We start from the raw sequence: 19,967 nt of genomic DNA on the forward strand, positions 1-19,967 counted from the left end.
GTTTTAAAACAAATAGGTATTGGTAAATTGAAACATACTCTTGAAGTGATGATCTCTGAAGAAGAGCTGAGCCAGCGAGTGAGTGAGCTGGCTAAAGAAATTAGTGCACATTATAAAAATATTGATGGCGAGCTAGTCTTAGTCGGCTTACTGAAAGGTTCGTTTATTTTTATGGCGGACTTATGCCGTAAAATTGAAGCACCTCACGAAGTCGATTTCATGACCGTTTCAAGCTACGGTAACTCAATGAATTCAAGCCGTGATGTTAAAATCGTCAAAGACCTTGATGAAGATATTCGTGGAAAACACGTGCTGATTGTTGAAGATATTATCGACTCAGGAAATACCTTAAATAAAGTTCGTCAAATTTTTGAACTGCGTGGGCCAAAGTCGGTAGCAATCTGTACGCTATTGGATAAACCTTCACGTCGTGAAGTTGAAGTGCCTGTTGAGTGGGCTGGTTATTCAATCGAAGATAAGTTTGTGGTTGGTTATGGTATTGACTATGCACAACAGTACCGCCATTTACCTTATATCGGTCATGTCACACTAATTGAAGAGTAAATACGTCAACGCTATTTAAGACGGAATAGCCAAATTAAAAGGGGAAGCTTTTGCTTCCCCTTAGTTTATTATTTTATAAGCAAAATTATTTTTTCGGCGTTAACTTAGAAATTGCTTCACGGTAGCAAAGCTCAAGTTTTTCGCGGCTGTCTGCGGTGGTATGTAAATCGTGTAGGCGGCCATTATTGATCCCGTAAACCCATCCATGAATCATTACTTTTTGCCCACGTTTCCATGCTGATTGCATAATAGTTGAGTGGCCAAGGTTATAAACTTGTTCAACAACGTTCAATTCACACAGGCGATCCAAACGCTCGCAAGGTTTTAGCTCACCCAGCATGGAGCTGTGTCGGTACCAAATATCACGAATATGCAGTAACCAGTTATTAATCAGACCAAGCTCAGTATTGTCAACCGCAGCCTCAATACCACCACATCCATAGTGACCACAGATGATAATATGCTCAACTTCAAGGACATCCACAGCATATTGGATCACTGACAAGCAGTTAAGATCAGTGTGAATAACTAAGTTTGCTACATTACGGTGAACAAATAGATCACCTGGCGCCGCATTAATTAATTTTTCAGCAGGTACTCGGCTATCTGAACAGCCTATCCATAAAAATCTCGGTTTCTGAGCTTTGGATAATTCTTTAAAAAATTCAGGATCTTTCTCTTTTACAGAAGCTGACCATGCTTCGTTATTAGCAAACAGCTCTTCAATTTTCTTCATCATGACGTGTAGCCCAGTTGTGTTACTTTACGTTAAAATCTTATACAGCATTTATTTATTAATTAATATTTAGTTGTATTAATTTTTACACTTTTTTGATGCCCATTTTATTCCGATAAAGCCATGTTAATAGACTCAATTAATTGAAATATATAATTAATCATCTAATCAATTCAATCTGTATGTAGACGATAAACAACGTTAATCTTGAAGCAAAGAAAATACTGCTATTCAAATAGTTGCGTATAATCTATGCCGATGCAACCTAATAGATTCAAGGTATAAGCCGTTTATCACTTTTCTGCATAACATAGATCACAAAAAAGTGGCATCATAGTATTATATTGCTCCTAAACCATCCCAAGAATAAAGGTGTTTTTTACATATGACGTACGCACTTGAGTTGTCGCAGCTGACCAAAACCTATCCAGGTGGCGTGAAAGCCCTGCGAGGTATTGATCTAAGCGTTGAAGATGGTGACTTCTATGCATTACTTGGGCCTAATGGTGCAGGTAAGTCGACCACAATAGGAATAATTAGCTCATTGGTCAATAAAACCAGTGGGTCAGTTAAAGTGTTTGGCTATGATTTAGACAAACAAGTGGTACTAGCTAAGCAACAATTAGGGCTAGTACCTCAAGAATTTAACTTTAATCCTTTCGAAACTGTGTTACAGATAGTACTTAACCAAGCGGGTTACTATGGTGTACCTCGTGATTTAGCTCATCAAAGAGCACAAACCTATCTCACTCAGCTTGACCTATGGGAAAAACGTGATGAGCGTGCGCGTAATTTATCCGGAGGGATGAAACGCCGCTTGATGATCGCTCGTGCATTGATGCATGAACCCAAATTATTAATTTTGGATGAACCGACCGCGGGTGTGGATATTGAATTACGCCGCTCAATGTGGAGCTTCTTGAAAAAACTAAATGCGCAAGGAACGACAATTATTCTGACCACGCATTATCTTGAAGAAGCGGAAATGTTGTGCCGTAATATTGGGATCATTCAACATGGTGAACTGGTTGAAAATACCAGTATGAAACAGCTATTAAGCAAACTAGAGTCAGAAACCTTTATTTTTGACCTTGGTGCGAGAAGCCCTATTCCTGAACTTAAAGGTTATGAAACACGTTTAATTGATACTTCAACTTTAGAAGTGGATGTCAAAAGGGAACAAGGACTAAACGGTGTGTTTAGCCAATTAAATGAGCAAGGTATCGAAATTGTAAGTATGCGTAATAAAGCAAACCGACTAGAAGAACTATTTGTGAATTTAGTGAGAAAAGAAAATGGTGTCACTCATGCGGAGGGAGCACAATGATTTCGCTATATTGGGTTGCGCTAAAAACGATTTGGATTAAAGAAGTCACTCGTTTTGGTCGTATTTGGGTGCAAACATTATTGCCACCAGTGATTACGATGTCACTCTATTTTGTCATTTTTGGCAACCTAATTGGTTCAAGAATTGGCGATATGGGCGGGGTGGATTATATGCAGTTTATTGTCCCCGGTCTGATTATGATGGCGGTGATAACCAACTCCTACTCTAATGTTTGTTCTTCATTTTTTGGTTCTAAATTTCAAAAAAATATTGAAGAACTATTAGTTGCACCAGTACCAACACATATCATTATTGCCGGATTTGTCGGCGGTGGTGTTGCTCGTGGTATTCTCGTAGGCTTGTTAGTCACTCTTGTTTCGTTATTCTTTATTCCATTACAAGTGCATTCTTGGTCGATGGTCGTTGTGACCTTGCTACTGACGTCAATTGTCTTTTCATTAGCGGGATTACTGAATGCTATTTTTGCAAAATCGTTTGACGATATTAGCATTGTACCGACCTTTATTTTGACGCCACTGACTTATTTAGGCGGGGTTTTCTACTCACTATCATTACTGCCACCTGTTTGGCAGGCTGTATCAAAACTAAATCCGATTGTATATATGATTAGTGGTTTTAGATATGGATTCTTAGGTATCGCAGATGTGTCAATCGTTGTCACCTTGAGTGTATTAATGATTTTCTTAATCGTGTTCTATGCACTGACGTGGTATCTGATTGAGCAGGGACGTGGCTTGAGAAGTTAATTCCACGACGTGATGTATCAAGCCAAAAAACCCATCAATTGATGGGTTTTTTATAGCTTTATTCCTATTATCGAATTAAATATACGACAGGAATATTCAAACCAATTGCAGTTGGTATAGGTTAAGCGACTTGCACCGGAACCGCTTTAGCAATACGGCTCATGACATTATCACCATCGAAATACGCAACCTTAGGCTGATGATGGCGAGCATCGTCATCACTCATGTCGACATAAGAACAGATAATCAGTTTATCACCGACAGCGGCACGGCGTGCAGCAGCGCCATTTACAGAGATAATTTTCGAGCCTCTTTCACCCGCAATGGCATATGTTGAAAAGCGTTCGCCATTATCAACATTGTAAATATCGATAGCTTCATATTCGAGGATCCCTGCTGCATCCATAAAGTCCTGATCAATAGCACATGATCCTTCATAGTGAAGATCGGCTTGCGTCACTTTGACTCTGTGTAGCTTGCCCTGTAACATTTTTCTAAACATAGTTATTATCTGCCTATTTTTATTATTAATGCTGTGTTTACTACTGTTTTTTTAAGCTGAAATAGTCGGTAGATCAATCTGTAAGTTATCAATCAACCGTGTTTGGCCTAGCCATGCAGCCATTAGGATAACGGCTCTAGAACTTAAACTACTCAGTGGCGCTAGTGTTTGTGCATCACGGATAAACAGTTCATCTGGCGTGAACCCAGCTTGGCGAAGTGATTGCTCCATTTCTTGAACAATAGTTTCTGCTGTTTCAGGCGCTTGCGTCAGTTTATCGGCAGCGTGTTTCATGATACTAAACAATTGCGGCGCGGTTTTTAGCTCATCAGCGGAAAGGTTGTTATTTCTTGAACTCAGTGCAAGGCCACTTTTTTCTCTGACAGTAGGAACTGAAATGACTTGAATATCAAAAGAAAGATCATGAATCATTTTGCGAATTAGCTGAAGCTGTTGGAAATCTTTTTCACCAAAAAAAGCTAGGTCAGGTTGAACTAAATTGAATAACTTCGTCACAACGGTAGAGACGCCACGGAAATGCCCAGGGCGGCTAGCGCCTTCAAGAATCGATGATAGCTCTGGAACTTCAACAAAAGTCTGTAGTTCCATACCATCTGGGTAAAACTCTTTCGCTGAAGGTGCAAAGACTAAGTTAATATCGCGACGTTTAAGTTTTTCACAATCTTCTTGTAAGGTGCGTGGGTAGTTCTCTAAATCGGCTTGACGGTTAAATTGCATTGGATTGACAAAAATACTGACAATAACAATATCTGCCTGCTGTTTTGCCTCATCAATTAACGTCAAGTGCCCATCATGTAAATTCCCCATTGTTGGCACAAGTGCAATGCGTTTACCAGCAAGCTTCCAGCGACGAATTTCACGACGAAGTATTGGTAAAGTTTCAACAATCAGCATAACTGCATTCCTTATTATTCAGCGGTAATGAACTTATTCAAATGAGTGAGTTTCGTTTGGATAGATACTTGCTTCAACTTCTTGAATATATAATCGAATGGCATCATGAATATTACCTGCCTGCGCAAGAAAATTTTTGGCGAATTTAGGTGGGCGAGCCGTGATACCTAACGCATCATGCATGACAAGAATTTGCCCATCAGTGCCATTCCCTGCACCAATACCAATAACAGGTAATAGTAGCTCTTCCGTGACATGATTTGCGAGTGAGCTTGGCACACATTCGAGTACGAGAAGCTGCATGCCTGCATTCTCCAAGGCAATTGCATCTTTTATAAGCTGATTAGCGGTAACTTCATCTCGTCCTTGGACTTTATAGCCCCCGAGGACATTCACCGCTTGTGGTGTTAATCCGAGATGACCACAAACAGGAACTGAACGCTCACAGAGCATTTTAACGGTATCACACAACCAGCTACCGCCTTCAATTTTGACCATGTTTGCGCCTGCTTGCATCAAGATAGCTGCATTAGCACAGGCTTGCTCTGGAGTTGCGTAGCTCATAAAAGGCATATCAGCGATGATAAAAACGTCAGGAGCACCTTTACGGACACAACGGGTATGGTAGGCGATTTGCTCAACGGTGACTGGGAGTGTGCTGGATTCGCCTTGTATTGTCATTCCAAGCGAATCACCCACAAGCATGACTTGGATCCCTTGTTCTGCAAATAATTGAGCAAAGCTGGAATCATAGGCAGTTATGGTAGCGAATTTGCGTTTGTCTTTTTTGAATTGACCCAGAGCTGCTAGAGAAATTGATTTCATGATAATAACCTCCGGAAAGATCCCACTGATAACCCCCCTTATTAGGAGGTACACCATAATTAGGTTGTAATATCCCAAAAGGTGAGGCCATTGCGTGGAACGTGTGTGAGCCTTTCTGATAGTGGTTCACCATCAGGGAAAATAAGGTCAGGAGCGATTTCAACGAGCGGGTATAACATAAACTCCCGCTCTTTTAGCCCATAGTGCGGTACGGTCAATCGCGGGGTATTAATAACACGATTGCCAAAAAGCATAATATCAAGATCGAGTGTTCTAGGGCCCCAACGTTCTGCTTTGCGAACTCGGCCAAGCTCAAGCTCAATGCGTTGCGTATGGTCAAGCAACGCTTCAGGCTCAAGCTCTGTTTCGAGTAGGACAGCCATATTAAGAAAATCGTTTTGGTCTTGCGGCCCTAGTGGTTTGGTGCGATAGACGGAAGAGGTCTTAGCGACACAGCTAGTTGGGATTGCATTTAATGCTTCAATAGCCTGCTGAGCTTGTTTTAGCGGCTCCCCCAGATTACTGCCAATCGCTATATAGACCGATGTCATGCTATGACTCCTGAGACTTATTTGGCTTACGTGAGGCTGCCGTTGAGGGTTTACGTGGGCGATGTCGCTTACGGGTTGGAACATTGCCTAACTCAGAGATCATTTCTCGTTGTTTGGTATTATTGGCGACTTGATATTCATCCCACCAAATTGCGAGCTCTTGCAGTTCGTTTCTGCGCTCAACATTAGCCCTTAATTCTAATAAGTCAAAGGCTGCACGGAACTTTGGATGTTCCATCAACTTACTTGCTCGACGACCTTGGCGGCGGGGAAGGCGTAATTGCAATTGCCAGATATCGCGCATCGTTGTCGTGATGCGTTTTGGAATTGCAATTGAACGACATTGATCATCAAGCACATCATTCATCGCCAATGCAAAGGCATCATAATAGGCAAGACCACCTTCTTGAGACAACTTTTCAGCATGTTCAGTGACTGGATACCAGAGCATCGCCGCAAATAAAAATGCTGGGTTGACTCGTTTATCATTTTTGAGTCTAAAATCAGTATTTTTAAGTACTTGCTCAATGATTTTTTCCATTGGCGAGTCATTGTGTTCACTGAATCTGCTGCTAATAACGGGAAATAGATGATCAAATAAATGATATTCGATCAACATCTTATAGGTTGAATAGCCTTGGCCTGCTTGTAGCAGTTTTAATGATTCTTCAAATAGCCTTGCTGACGGAATTTCGCGTAGAAGCGGGGCGAGTTGATAAATTGGCTGCGCAGTATTCGGCTCTATACGCATATCAAGTTTACAGGCAAAGCGAACCGCCCGTAACATTCTTACCGGATCCTCACGGTAACGTGTTTCAGGATCGCCAATCATGCGAATAATGCCATCTTTTAGATCTTGGAGCCCGCCAACATAGTCACGTACCGAGAAGTCATCAATATTGTAATAGAGACTATTAACAGTAAAGTCACGGCGAATTGCATCGTCTTCAATTGACCCGAAAATATTGTCACGTAGTAGCATGCCATTTTGCGCTTGCTGTGACATGTTCTTATCTTCAGGTAAGTTTTGATCATGGTGACCACGGAAAGTGGCGACTTCAATCACTTCTGGGCCGAACATGATATGTGCAAGACGGAACCTACGGCCAACGAGGCGGCAGTTACGAAATAACTTGCGGATCTGTTCTGGCGTTGCATTCGTGGTGATATCGAAATCCTTTGGCTTTTTGCCAAGGAGTAAGTCACGCACGCCACCACCAACAAGATAAGCTTCAAACCCACTTTTATTGAGGCGATAAAGTACTTTCAGTGCGTTATCACTAATATCACTTCGTGAGATATTATGCTCGGGACGTGGGATAATAGTGATGTGTTCATCAATTTCGGTCGTCATTGTTTGTGATTTCTCTGCCTGAGTATCGGCACGCTTGGACTGACGAACCGTATTTTTCGTTTGTTTAGCGTTCTGCTCTACGGGCTTAGCTGTCGCAGGGTCAGAATAAGTGACTGGCCTTTCACCTGCTGCCTGTGCGTCACGCGTGTCCTTGTCATTTCGCGATAAAATATTGCGGCAGAAATTTGCTACTCGGTTAAAAATAGTACACCTCGATATCGTTACAAATATTCATTAAACAAAATAAGCGGCTAATAATAGCTTACTGGCCTTTCTTTGAGAATGGTTAAACGCATAAAAGTCATATTCAGCCATAAGTATTGTCAATAATATCATTAGATGGGATCACAAGGAGGTACCATTTTTAGGTTCAAGTTATAAAAAATTATAACTTATCGCTACCGTTAGTGCAGAATTAGCAGTTGTTACCGTAACTCATTTTATTGGGTATAGATCCATCTGGGCTGTACATTAGTATGATTTCATTATGATAGTTTATTATTATCGTGATTTAAGGTAAATGATTATATTAAGGCGAATAAAACAGAAGGATGGTATATCCATCATATTTTTAGTTTGATATGGTTCGAAAATATTGAATAATTTTAATGGTATACAGAGAATACTTACGCGATATTTTTGAAATATAACGGCGCAGGGGATGCGCCGTTAAGGATTACATAATCAGTAATTAGCCAGCCATTTGCTTTTCGCGAATTTCTGCTAATGTTTTACAATCGATGCACAAGTCAGCAGTAGGACGGGCTTCCAAACGACGGATGCCGATTTCTACTCCACAAGATTCGCAGAAGCCAAAATCTTCGTCTTCGACTTTTTTCAACGTCTTCTCGATTTTCTTAATCAACTTACGTTCACGGTCCCGGTTACGTAATTCAAGACTGAATTCTTCTTCCTGGGCTGCTCGGTCAACGGGATCTGGAAAGTTAGCTGCCTCATCTTGCATATGAGTAACTGTCCGGTCTACTTCATCCCTGAGTTGATTGCGCCATGCTTCGAGAATGAGTTTAAAATGCGCCAACTGGGCGTCGTTCATGTACTCTTCGCCAGCTTTCTGTTGATAAGGTTCAACTCCGGCAATGGCGAGAATGCTTAAGGACGATGTCTTACGTTTTTGCCCTTCTTGCATAATGCTTCTCCTACACACGCAAATTTCACAAAAACCCCAAAGGGGAAAAATTAAGGCCGCTATAAATAGCAGAAGTAGGCTCTCTTGGCAATCGTTCATGCAATGAGTTTTGTAACGCTGTGAAGGTGCGCGTGTTTATTCCTTTTTAAGCCCCCAGAACTCATGCGTCCTCGCTTTAGGAAGCGATCAAACCATTATTATTTGAAACTTGTAAATTTAATCCTTTTACCCAATGACAATTTTTTTTCAGTTATATCAATTTGATAACAGATAACTTCGACGCCATTTTCGATGGCTTCATCTAACAGATTAGCATATTCCTTATCAATATGAGCTGCCGCTGAAACTTCGAAAATACCCGTATGTAAAACTGCAAACAACAGTATGGCCTTTTTTCCTTCTTTAGCAATTATTGTTAACTCACGTAAATGCTTTTGACCTCGCTCGGTGACTGTATCAGGGAAATAGCCATGATTCTTCTCTAGTAAAGTCACTGATTTTACTTCAATAAAGCAATCTGGTAGGTCACAACTGGATAAAAAAAAGTCAATGCGACTATTTTCTGAGCCATATTTAACTTCTGGTTTAATAATATTGTATTCAGACAATTCTGGAATGTGTTTTTGTGATAATGCTTCGGCAATCACCTGATTGGCTCGCAATGTATTGATACAAATTAGGTGGTTTTGTAATGTTTGAGTGATTTCCCAACTGTGTGGGTATTTTCGTTTTGTATTATTAGATGTTGAATACCAAATTTTATCGCCGGGAGTTGCACAGCCTGTCATTGCACCTGTATTTGCACAATGAATTGTCATCACATCGCCTTCTGGTGTCATGACATCCGCTAAAAAGCGTTTATAGCGTTTAATCAGTGTGGCTGGTTGTAATGGGGGGAATAAACTCCATGGGATCTCCGTAATAGGCATCCAGAAAATAATTGGCAATGCTACAATGTTTGCCAGCAAAAGTTAAACATCATGGAGCTATTATCCACGTGCTACCCATTTATGACGTTAGTGATTCCTTACTTACTGCTTTGAAACAATCATCACAAATATTGCTACATGCCCCAACAGGTGCTGGAAAATCAACCGTTTTACCGCTGCTAATTTTGGAAAGTGGTATTATTAATGGGCGCATTATTATGTTGGAGCCTCGCCGTATTGCTGCACGCAGTGTGGCAACCCGACTTGCTCAGCAGTTGGGTGAAGAGGTAGGCCAAACAGTAGGATTGCGCATGCGCTCAGAAAGCCGAACAAGCGCAAAAACTCGAATTGAAGTTGTTACCGAGGGCGTTTTGACGCGTATGCTACAACATGACCCTATGTTAGAAGGCATTGGTCTTGTTATTCTGGATGAATTTCATGAACGAAGCTTACAAGCTGATTTAGGCCTTGCGCTATTGTTAGATGCACAACAAGGGCTGCGAGATGATATAAGGATTTTGGTCATGTCGGCGACATTAGATGACCAAGGACTCAGCAAATTGTTTCCTGATGCACCTATTATTACCTCACAAGGTCGCGCCTACCCCGTTATACGGCATTTTCAGTCGATTAATCCTAATAAATTATTTCATAAAGAAGTCGCAAATGCGGTTTGGCAGTTACTTCAACAAGAGAGTGGCAGTTTATTATTATTTCTTCCTGGTGTTGGGGAAATAGAAAAAACGCTTACGGAATTGGCTCAGAAGGTTAGTGAGGACATACTTTTATGTCCCATGTATGGAGCACTCTCAATAAAAGAACAGCAACAAGCTATACAGCCTGCTCCAGAAGGAAAACGCAAAGTGGTGCTCGCCACTAATATTGCGGAAACGAGTTTGACGATTGAAGGGATCAGATTAGTCGTCGACAGTGGCTTTGAACGTGTTGGGTTATTTAACCCAAGAACAGGGCTAACAAAGTTGGTCAAGCAGCGTATCAGCCAAGCATCTATGGTGCAGCGTGCTGGTCGTGCAGGGCGTTTAGAAGCGGGGGTTTGTTGGCATCTATTTAGTCAGGAACAGGCGCAACGTGCTGCACAATTTAGCGAAGCTGAAATATTACACAGTGATTTAAGTTCGTTATGGTTATCTTTGCTGCAATGGGGCTGTCATGAGGTAACACAATTATCATGGCTAGATCTGCCACCACAGGCGGCTATTGCTGCAGCAAAAGGTTTACTTAGCCAGTTGGGTGCAATTGATAAGCAAGGGCAGCTAACTGCAATCGGTCGAGGAATGGCGGAGTCAGGTAGCTCTGTGCGTACAGCTGCCGTGTTAAATAAAGCACATCAAAGCAATAATAAAGAAGTGATCAAACTTGCCGCTTTATTAGTCGCAATATTAGAAGAACCTCCTCGCCGTTCAGGCAGCGATATTTATCATTATTTAGAAAAGCCTACAGAGAATTGGTGTAAGCGTGCATCTATATTAAGTGGGCAAAAAATCACTGTAGCAATAGGCAAGAATGCGACATTAATAAGTGAGTGGTTACCTACGTTATTAGCCGCAGGATTTCCCGATCGTATCGCCAAAAATCGTGATAATCAGTACCGGTATCAACTCGCTAGTGGATTAGGTTCTTCTTTGGACGAATCCGATATGTTGTCGGGAACACAATGGTTGATAGCACCAATACTCTGGCAACCGGAATCGTCTGCTGATGCAAAAATAACTCTTGCATTGCCTATCGATATTGACCAGCTACGAACGAGTTGTCCTGAATTATTTTCTCCGCAAGAAACCGTCGAATGGGACGAACTAAAGGGCACATTGAATGCTTGGCGGCGGCTACAATGTGGGCAACTGGTTATACAATCAGAAAGATTGACTAACCCCGATAAAAAACAGATTAAATACGCATTACTGAACTGGTTACGTCAAAATGGTTTAGAAAGTTTGGATTGGAATCAATCAGTAGAACAATTACGCATTCGTTGCCAACTAGCACAACAGTGGTTTCCAGAGGTGTTATTGCCAAATATTGATGATGAGTCTCTCTTAGCCTCTTTAGATGTTTGGTTAGCACCTTATCTTGATGGCATCACTCACCGTAAGCAGCTTCAGGCTATCAATTTAGGTGAACTTCTCTCTTATCGCTTGGATTGGCAACAGAAAAAATGGCTAGATAATACCTTGCCAACGCGTTATTTGGCTGAGTCAGGTAAAGATGTGAGTATTCACTATTTTTTAGATAAACCACCACAAATCGACATTCGAATGCAAGAGATGTATGGGCAAAGCGCAAACCCGACAGTCGCTAATGGCAAGATAGTGGTGACGTTATCTTTATTATCACCTGCAATGCGTCCATTGCAGATAACCCAAGACCTAGGGGCATTTTGGCAAGGCAGTTATCGCGAAATACAGAAAGAGATGAAAGGGCGTTATCCAAAACATTTATGGCCAGATGATCCGGTAAACACGCAACCAACCAGTAAGACTAAAAAAGCCATGATGTAGAAATATGCATCAATCTAAAACTCAATATGTAATTGAAACAACTATACGAGTGGCTTTGCAAGAAATGGGAATTATTTTATGTATAGGTGCGAAATGAGTTCGTTTTATGTTCTAATAGCCGCCAACAATCGGAGCCATAGAAGTTGCTCATTTAAGGTAATAAAATGTAATTAAGAGCTTTCTTCTGGGAATTGTTGGCTATTTTAAGCCAAAATCAAGGCTATGAAGGTGTTGTTGACTTTTAAGGTTGTTTTTTGAGTGAAATAGCAACTGTAATAGGCTAACAAACCTAAATGATCAAATTAAGAATTTAGGTGATATGGAGCGACCATGTCCGGTAAAGATTTAGAACCTATCGGTAGACGAAAAAAACCGTCTGCTCAAAAAAAACGGTCAGGCTCACGCCGTCGTGACCGCCGTGATGATTATGATGATGAAGAATTCTTTGACGATGATAATTTTAATGAGCAAAACCTCGATGATGAAGAGGATGAGCTAATGGCTAAAAAACGCCAATCAAACAATAATGGTAAAAAAAATCGTAAGCCAAAAAGTAAATGGCGCTGGTTTTGGCTGCTCTTCAAGCTGTTTATTGTCTTTGCGGTATTGCTTGGGGTTTATGCCTTCTATTTAAACCAACAAATCAAAGAACGGCTAGATGGTAAAGTGTGGGATTTACCTGCGGCGGTCTATGGGCGAATGGTTAACTTAGAACCAGGAATGGATTACAGCCAAGCTGAAATGGTTCGTCTACTCGAAGGTATGCAATACCGTAAAGTGACAAAAATCACCAGCTCTGGCGAATTCTCGGTGAAAGGAAATACGATTGAAATTTTACGTCGACCTTTCAACTTCCCTGATCAAAAAGAAGGGCAAATCCTCGCTCGCATGGAGTTTGATAACGGGGTTTTAAATAAGATTGAGAACATGGAAAATGGGCGCTCATTCGGCTTTTTCCGTTTAGATCCTAAGCTCATCACGATGATGCAGTCAGCGAACAATGAACAGCGTCTGGTGTTACCTCTGACTGATTTCCCTGAATCATTAGTAAAAATCTTATTAGAAACAGAAGACCGTAACTTTTATGAACATGATGGTGTTAGCCTATATTCTATCGGTCGTGCTGTGGTTGCTAACGTGTCGGCAGGTAAATCTGTTCAAGGCGGAAGTACCTTAACTCAACAGTTAGTGAAAAATCTGTTTTTGACCAACGAGCGTACGTTAAGTCGTAAAGTTAACGAAGCCATTATGGCTATCTTGTTGGATTACAGTTATGGCAAACAACGTATTCTTGAGTTGTATCTCAATGAGGTTTATTTAGGGCAAAACGGTAATGATGAAATTCGTGGTTTTCCATTAGCCAGTTTGTACTATTTTGGACGCCCAATTAACGAATTGAGCCTCGACCAACAAGCATTATTAGTCGGTATGGTGCAAGGTGCATCTACTTATAATCCATGGACTAAGCCTGAAAATGCGACCAAACGTCGTAATATCGTGTTGAAAATACTTGAAACACGGAATGTTATCGACAAAGAAATGTATGAAGTACTGAGTGCACGACCTCTAGGTGTGAAAAACAAAGAAGGCTTAGTTGCTTCTCAGCCTGCCTTTATGCAAATGGTACGTCAGGAATTAAATGAAAAACTGGGTGATAAAGTTAAAGACTTATCTGGAGCTAAAGTCTTTACTACGTTAGACCCTGTTGCACAAACAGCCGCAGAAACAGCGATTGAAACTGGTGTTGCTCAACTTCGCAAAGATCGTAAATTGAATGATATTGAAGGTGCGATGGTCGTCGTTGATCGCATCAACGGTGAAGTAAGAGCAATGGTTGGCGGTTCTCAAACACAATATTCTGGATTTAACCGTGCGCTCAATGCGCGTCGTAGCATTGGTTCATTGGCGAAACCGCCCGTTTATTTAGCGGCATTGAACGAGCCTGATCGTTTCCGTTTAAATACGTGGTTAAAAGATGAACCACTGACTGTCAAAGTTGGCAATCAAACGTGGAGCCCAAGAAACTACAGCCGTAATTTTACTGGCGGTATGTTGCTGGTGGATGCGTTAGCTAAATCGCAAAACGTTCCTACTGTTAATTTAGGGTTAGAAGTCGGGCTAGATCAAGTTCTCAATATCTTCGTTCGCCTAGGTGCACCAGCGACTGCAATGGAAAAAGTGCCAGCAATGCTATTAGGTGCAGTTAACTTAACACCAGCGGAAGTGGCTCAGGTTTATCAAACCATTGGTGGTAATGGTAACCGAGCAAAACTATCTGCGCTGCGTTCAGTCATTGATGGTGATGGAAGTGAAATTTATCAAAGCTATCCATCCGCAGAGAGGGCTATTCCGTCACAAGCAGCTTATCTCACCTTATATGGTATGCAGCAAGTTGTTCAGCAAGGAACAGGGCGAGTTTTATTGTCGAAATACAGTAAATATAACCTTGCAGGGAAAACGGGTACGACTAATGATTTGATAGATAGCTGGTATGCCGGAATTGATGGTAAAGAAGTGGCAATTGTGTGGATTGGTCGCGATAACAACGGCCCTACACAATTGACTGGAGCAACAGGTGCTTTGAAAGTGTATCAACGCTACTTAGATAACCAAGCACCATTAGCCTTGAATAACCGTCAACCTGAAGGCATTGTTGATATGAAAGTGATGCCTGATGGGCAATTCAACTGCTCAGATTTTGGTGGTGGGCGAACATTACCAATCTGGACTGATAATCCAGAAAGCTTATGCCAATCATCTGCTAATCAAAGCCCAACGTGGGATTTAAATAATAATTCCGAACCTGAGTCTAAGGATGATGCTCCGGAGTGGGTTAAAGATATGTTTGGGAGTAAGAATTAATCTGACACCGGTCATGCATTAAGCTGTATCCTTGTTGGCTTAATTGATAAACAGCCCCTAGTCACATACTTTTGTATGTTCTAGGGGCTGTTTATCTTTGAAGAACAGTTTTCTTTGAAGGTTAATTTTTATTCTATTTGCGCGTATTTTAAGCAAGGTTAGTGAACTAGGCAAGAGTCGGTCAACATAGAGAAAATCCCGTTTAATCGAACCCGAAGGGCGCTTTTCATTTAGGGTTTTTGGTGATGTTTTTTTAGACCCCTAAGTACGTGATATGATTATATTGCTGTTATTTAAACCGATTGGTGCGGTAAAAATCAGCAATAAAGATAAACAACCCCTGGGGTTTCGTTTATTTGTCACATAGAAACAAGTTGAATTATTTTGAATAGAAATAGCAAATGAAATGACATTTTTCTACGAAGTTAGTTTTGGAATTATTCACGTAGTCTTATTCTATTAATAAGATAGGCATGCATCTAATCCAGATAATTTGACCATCTTGGCACTTATCGAATTAGCGATTAAAAAAGAAGGAATCCGGATACGGTTTTGGGGGGCTATATTGAAATTGAAGCGCAAGTACATAGCATCATCTCTCTGCAAGAGGATGTTGACGTGAGTGTGCTTAATCCATGCCACAGAACTATGCAGATATAGAAACTCGCAGAACGTATTATAGGATGTTAGGTTGAATGACATTCAGGTTTCAGGTTTGGATGTGGCGCTTTAGTGGCATGTCGCGAGTTACGGGATGAACAATTGGCCCTGTCATTGATCAATAATTGGTTACAGACGCTCTCACGTCAGGGAATATAGATAGCGCAAAATAATTATTACTGCGCTATCAAATGGTGAAATGGATTTGGCACTGTATGGCTAAGTTTGGTGTTAAAGCTCATCAATAAAGTTAAATCTTGATTTATTCGACCATGCAAAAATATAGGAGAAACAGACAAGCTACTGTACTGAAAGTGTTCTCCACGCAGAGCCTATAACTCTAAATCGCGAAACGTGGTTTAGGCTCAGTTCATTGAAGTGGGAACCTTCGCTCTTTTAGGACTTAGAGTCGTTAGCAAGGCTTTTTAGCAAGCTGGCTTGGATGATTTTAGCTAGTTTTTGATGTGATAGTGTCGTTGGATGCAAAACATCCCAAAACATAAATTTACCATTAGCCTTTTTACAATCTGATTTAACATTGTGTGCTTTCAAAAATGAAAGACGACTATTACTCATATCTAAGCAAGCATCTGTAGTATTTACAAATTCGGGGTCTGCTAATATTGAAGCGAATGCAGAATGAAGATCAACCTCAATCCAATGGATATCTGGATATTTTATTCTCAATTCACTTATCAAAATAGGCAGTTGTTCATTAAGTAAATCAATGTTTCTCCTCATATTTTCTTTTTTGCTTGGATTCCAGCTTTTGGTCATAGGTGCAATCAATAAATCAGGTATATTCATTATTACAATTTTTTTTGCCCCGGTGTTAGCTAATATAGGTAACTGCTTATTATAATTATCAAGAACATCCTTTGCTGTTTTTCCACCAGAAAGGAGATCATTAATCCCAAATGATGCTACAAAGAGTGTCTGTGAAATATCATAATCATGTGATTTATTTGAATACTTAATGAATGATTCTAATTGTGACGATAGACCTGGGAAGATGATCTTGTCTCCGCTTTCTGCGTTCCCTGTAGCCCAAACATAAGCAGGTAAGTCAAAGGCATCGGTCAGGTATTCGTGCCAAAGTTTACCGTTTGAAAAATGACCTAAAAACCAAGAATTATGATTAGGTACAATTCTTTGAGTGACATTATAAACATTAATAATGTCTGATAAGCTATCTCCGAAAATCACCATTCTATCAAATTGCGCATACCCAATTGATTGTTTCGGGATATTCTTTCCTTCACTCCAAAAATTATAGTAGTAAGGTAAGTATTGGTTTGATGCATAAGGAAGAATGATATTCGATGTTATATTTTTTTGTTTGAGAGTTGACTGGCAAATATCTTTTAATTCTTGGTAAGCTGCCTTGGTGTAAAACATATTAGTGAGAATCTTCCCATTATACCAATGGCCATAAATCTTAGCGTATTCCTTGGGGGATGAAGGGTTTCTACCCCATGCCCATGAAGAGGCAACCTGTGTGTCATCATCAATTGATTTTTTATACACGCATTTTAGGTAAGCAGATGTCTCTGACCTAATATTATTACTCTGTTGAGGATCGGGTAAAAATTGAGGCGGTTCAATCGCTGTCCAGTTAATAGATTGGTTTTCAGAAGATGCGGGTAAACAATGAAACATGATATATGAAAGTAAAATAGTGCAAATAATATTTTTTTTGATCAAAATAAACTCCCTCTGTATTATAAGGTAATAATTCAAAATAGCGATAATATGCAATTGAATTTCTTTATGAAGACTGATTTTATTTGCTTTAAGTTTTCACTCGCAAATATTCAATCCCTTTCATTCCAATATTTAAATTTAAATAAAAGTTTGTCAATTTCATCTGATAATACAGATTTAAGTAATTTTCTTAGGGTTGGATTATAGGTCGATGTAAACTCATTTAATTATTATTAATATATTTTTAAAATAATAATAAAAATACGAATGTGTTAATGTGTGGATTTAATTGTAAATTTATTTTTTTATATTTAGTAATGTGTTTTTATTAAAATAAAGTGATTTAGAATGTTGAGTGAGCAGTAAAGTATTATCGGCAAGGAAATAGAGTGTGATTGAGTAGCTTTAATGATTGATTTAACTGAGTATCAACACTAACTAATCAGTTAGTGAAAAATTAATAGTTTGGATTGTAATGGATCCATATCATCAATACTATTAGCGTTATTTTCATAAGAAATATGATTTTTTTGTTAAGATTGAACTTACGGAAAATACTGTCTTTACATCTGAATTATAATGATTCTCATATCCATTGTGCCTATTATTTTTTTTGATACCATGAGTTAATAATAAATTCACTTATGAGTAATGGTCTATTTGTCGTTTATTTATGGTGTTTTGATGGAGATTTTTTATATCAAAATGTTTGAGCTTATTAAATGAATAAATTATCAAAAATGCCAAGTAATAAGGAATATTACTACTAATTATTGTTTTTACTTTTAAAAGTGTAATTTACAGTTAGAAATGAAATGAATACCAGCTCTCTTGGGTTGTATATATTGATTCTTTCGTATTAACACAGAAAAAATATCGAGCAATGAATGAATACGCAATCACAATGATTTTCATTCCTCTTGAGTAAAATAAAAATGCTGTCTATCACTTTTTCATCTGGATATTAAAATCTTATTCTACTGAAAGGTAGCTTAAGGCATTTAATACGAATTGCGAATGAAGATTTGTGCTTTTGCTCGTTTAATCGTTGAAGTTAAGTTGCTTCACGGTAAATTAAATATCGGACTAACGTTATAGCGTTAGCCCGATATAACCCAAAACGGCTCATAGCAGAGAATTGGGATAAGATATTGCTTGGCTTGTTGAGAATTATGCCTTTTTCATCTTCGCGAATGCAACTTCAGCGGCATCAATCGTTTTTTCAATATCCTCATCACTATGAGCGATAGACATAAAGCCAGCTTCGAATGCTGATGGCGCTAAATAGATACCTTGCTCTAACATCAGATGAAAGAATTGTTTAAAGCGCTCAACGTCGCATTTCATCACATCTTGGTAGCATGTAACACTTTTTGCATCAGTAAAGAATAGACCAAACATCCCGCCAACACGGTTGATGACCATTGGTATTCCTTGTGCTTTTGATACACGCTCTAAGCCACGAGCCAGTTTATCGGTCAATTCAGTCAGTTTCGAGTGAACGCCTGGTTGTGATACTTCATTTAAGCATGCAAGGCCAGCGGCCATAGCAACAGGATTACCGGATAAGGTCCCGGCTTGATAAACAGGTCCTAATGGAGCCAATTTTTCCATCACTTCATAACGACCACCAAAAGCACCAACAGGCATGCCGCCACCGATGATTTTACCTAAGCAAGTTAGGTCAGGTTGCACATCGTAGTAGTCTTGTGCTCCGCCTAATGCTACGCGAAAACCCGTCATCACTTCATCAATGATCAATAAAGCATTGAACTCATCGCAGAGTGCACGTAGACCAGGTAAAAATTCTGCTGTTGGTGGTACACAGTTCATGTTTCCTGCGACTGGCTCGACAATAATACAGGCAATTTCTTGCGGATAATTTTCAAAGGCTTGACGAACAGAAGCGAGATCATTATAGGTGCAAGTGAGTGTGTGTTTAACAAAGTCTTCAGGCACACCAGGGGAGTTAGGTTCACCCATTGTTAATGCACCTGAACCAGCCTTAACTAATAAGCAGTCAGCATGTCCATGGTAGCAACCTTCGAATTTGATAATTTTGTCACGACCAGTGTAACCACGAGCAAGGCGGATTGCGCTCATTGTGGCTTCGGTGCCTGAGTTAACCATACGGATCATGTCAATGGATGGAACTAACTCACAAACCAGTTTCGCCATCTCAACTTCTGCTGCGGTAGGAGCGCCAAAGCTCAAACCTTTGTTGACGGCTTTAATTACAGCATCGCGAATAGCGGGATGATTATGGCCGAGAACCATTGGTCCCCATGAGCCTACATAGTCAACATAAGCTTTACCATCAACATCAAAAATATAAGCGCCATCAGCACGTTCAATAAATAATGGAGTACCACCAACGCCATTAAAGGCGCGAACGGGTGAGTTGACACCGCCGGGAATTAGCTGTTGTGCTTCATTGTATAGGTCTAAAGAGTGGCTCATGCAAGGCTCCTGAAAGAGGCTAAATGTATCTTAAACTATTGAGAGTATAGGGTTATCATACTTCAAGTTGCCAATTGGCTACGTTCAGCAAGATGCATCTTGAATTATTTTAGGTACGTATTCTAAAGCACTGAACCAATTAAAC

The 19,967-nt window shown here is 40.0% G+C and carries 15 protein-coding genes; 5 read left to right on the forward strand and 10 right to left on the reverse strand.

Going from position 1 to position 19,967, the window contains the following annotated elements:
- The first annotated feature begins 27 nt into the window (after nucleotides 1-27).
- Nucleotides 28-564 carry a hypoxanthine phosphoribosyltransferase gene (gene hpt, locus OOA_RS00495; RefSeq protein ID WP_008910153.1) on the forward strand — a complete coding sequence of 179 codons (537 nt, stop codon included), beginning with the start codon at nucleotides 28-30 and terminating at the stop codon, nucleotides 562-564.
- A gap of 85 nt (nucleotides 565-649) precedes the next feature.
- On the opposite strand, the gene can is transcribed toward hpt, so the two are convergent.
- A complete protein-coding gene (gene can / locus OOA_RS00500) occupies nucleotides 650-1,303 on the reverse strand; it encodes a carbonate dehydratase (RefSeq protein WP_040690679.1) in 654 nt (217 codons plus the stop codon).
- A gap of 382 nt (nucleotides 1,304-1,685) precedes the next feature.
- On the opposite strand from can, the gene OOA_RS00505 reads away from it, so the two are divergent.
- Nucleotides 1,686-2,627, forward strand: coding sequence for an ABC transporter ATP-binding protein (locus OOA_RS00505; RefSeq protein ID WP_008910155.1), 942 nt, complete (start codon nucleotides 1,686-1,688; stop codon nucleotides 2,625-2,627).
- Complete coding sequence (locus OOA_RS00510) at nucleotides 2,624-3,394, forward strand: ABC transporter permease (RefSeq protein ID WP_008910156.1); 771 nt, start codon at nucleotides 2,624-2,626, stop codon at nucleotides 3,392-3,394. Before OOA_RS00505 ends, OOA_RS00510 begins: the two co-directional genes overlap by 4 nt.
- A gap of 121 nt (nucleotides 3,395-3,515) precedes the next feature.
- Here the strand turns inward: OOA_RS00510 and panD are convergent, their stop codons facing one another.
- The 7 genes from panD to sfsA form a co-directional block, all read right to left on the reverse strand.
- A complete protein-coding gene (gene panD, locus OOA_RS00515) occupies nucleotides 3,516-3,896 on the reverse strand; it encodes an aspartate 1-decarboxylase (RefSeq protein WP_008910157.1) in 381 nt (126 codons plus the stop codon).
- Nucleotides 3,897-3,947: 51 nt separating this feature from the next.
- Nucleotides 3,948-4,811 carry a pantoate--beta-alanine ligase gene (gene panC / locus OOA_RS00520; RefSeq protein ID WP_008910158.1) on the reverse strand — a complete coding sequence of 288 codons (864 nt, stop codon included), beginning with the start codon at nucleotides 4,809-4,811 and terminating at the stop codon, nucleotides 3,948-3,950.
- Between the two features lie 33 nt (nucleotides 4,812-4,844).
- A complete protein-coding gene (panB, locus tag OOA_RS00525) occupies nucleotides 4,845-5,636 on the reverse strand; it encodes a 3-methyl-2-oxobutanoate hydroxymethyltransferase (RefSeq protein WP_008910159.1) in 792 nt (263 codons plus the stop codon).
- A gap of 59 nt (nucleotides 5,637-5,695) precedes the next feature.
- The gene (gene folK / locus OOA_RS00530; protein WP_008910160.1) at nucleotides 5,696-6,187 is read right to left on the reverse strand and encodes a 2-amino-4-hydroxy-6-hydroxymethyldihydropteridine diphosphokinase; all 492 of its coding nucleotides are present in this window, start codon (nucleotides 6,185-6,187) and stop codon (nucleotides 5,696-5,698) included.
- Between the two features lies 1 nt (nucleotide 6,188).
- Entirely contained in the window at nucleotides 6,189-7,745 is a 1,557-nt protein-coding gene (gene pcnB, locus OOA_RS00535) for a polynucleotide adenylyltransferase PcnB (RefSeq protein ID WP_419177161.1), read from the reverse strand.
- A gap of 487 nt (nucleotides 7,746-8,232) precedes the next feature.
- Entirely contained in the window at nucleotides 8,233-8,688 is a 456-nt protein-coding gene (dksA, locus tag OOA_RS00540) for an RNA polymerase-binding protein DksA (RefSeq protein ID WP_008910162.1), read from the reverse strand.
- A gap of 197 nt (nucleotides 8,689-8,885) precedes the next feature.
- Nucleotides 8,886-9,617: a DNA/RNA nuclease SfsA gene (sfsA, locus tag OOA_RS00545; protein WP_040690683.1), complete on the reverse strand. Its 732-nt coding sequence runs from the start codon at nucleotides 9,615-9,617 to the stop codon at nucleotides 8,886-8,888.
- A gap of 17 nt (nucleotides 9,618-9,634) precedes the next feature.
- Between sfsA and hrpB the strand changes: the two genes are divergently transcribed.
- Nucleotides 9,635-12,136, forward strand: coding sequence for an ATP-dependent helicase HrpB (gene hrpB, locus OOA_RS00550; RefSeq protein ID WP_008910164.1), 2,502 nt, complete (start codon nucleotides 9,635-9,637; stop codon nucleotides 12,134-12,136).
- Between the two features lie 330 nt (nucleotides 12,137-12,466).
- A complete protein-coding gene (gene mrcB / locus OOA_RS00555) occupies nucleotides 12,467-14,998 on the forward strand; it encodes a bifunctional glycosyl transferase/transpeptidase (RefSeq protein ID WP_008910165.1) in 2,532 nt (843 codons plus the stop codon).
- Nucleotides 14,999-16,054: 1,056 nt separating this feature from the next.
- On the opposite strand, the gene OOA_RS00560 is transcribed toward mrcB, so the two are convergent.
- Both OOA_RS00560 and hemL read right to left on the reverse strand, forming a co-directional pair.
- Nucleotides 16,055-17,362 (reverse strand): SGNH/GDSL hydrolase family protein, encoded by a 1,308-nt coding sequence (locus OOA_RS00560; protein WP_008910166.1) that lies wholly within the window; start codon nucleotides 17,360-17,362, stop codon nucleotides 16,055-16,057.
- A 1,170-nt stretch (nucleotides 17,363-18,532) separates the two neighbouring features.
- Complete coding sequence (gene hemL / locus OOA_RS00565; RefSeq protein ID WP_008910167.1) at nucleotides 18,533-19,822, reverse strand: glutamate-1-semialdehyde 2,1-aminomutase; 1,290 nt, start codon at nucleotides 19,820-19,822, stop codon at nucleotides 18,533-18,535.
- Nucleotides 19,823-19,967: the final 145 nt, after the last annotated feature.

Source organism: Providencia burhodogranariea DSM 19968 (assembly GCF_000314855.2).
GTDB lineage: Bacteria > Pseudomonadota > Gammaproteobacteria > Enterobacterales > Enterobacteriaceae > Providencia > Providencia burhodogranariea.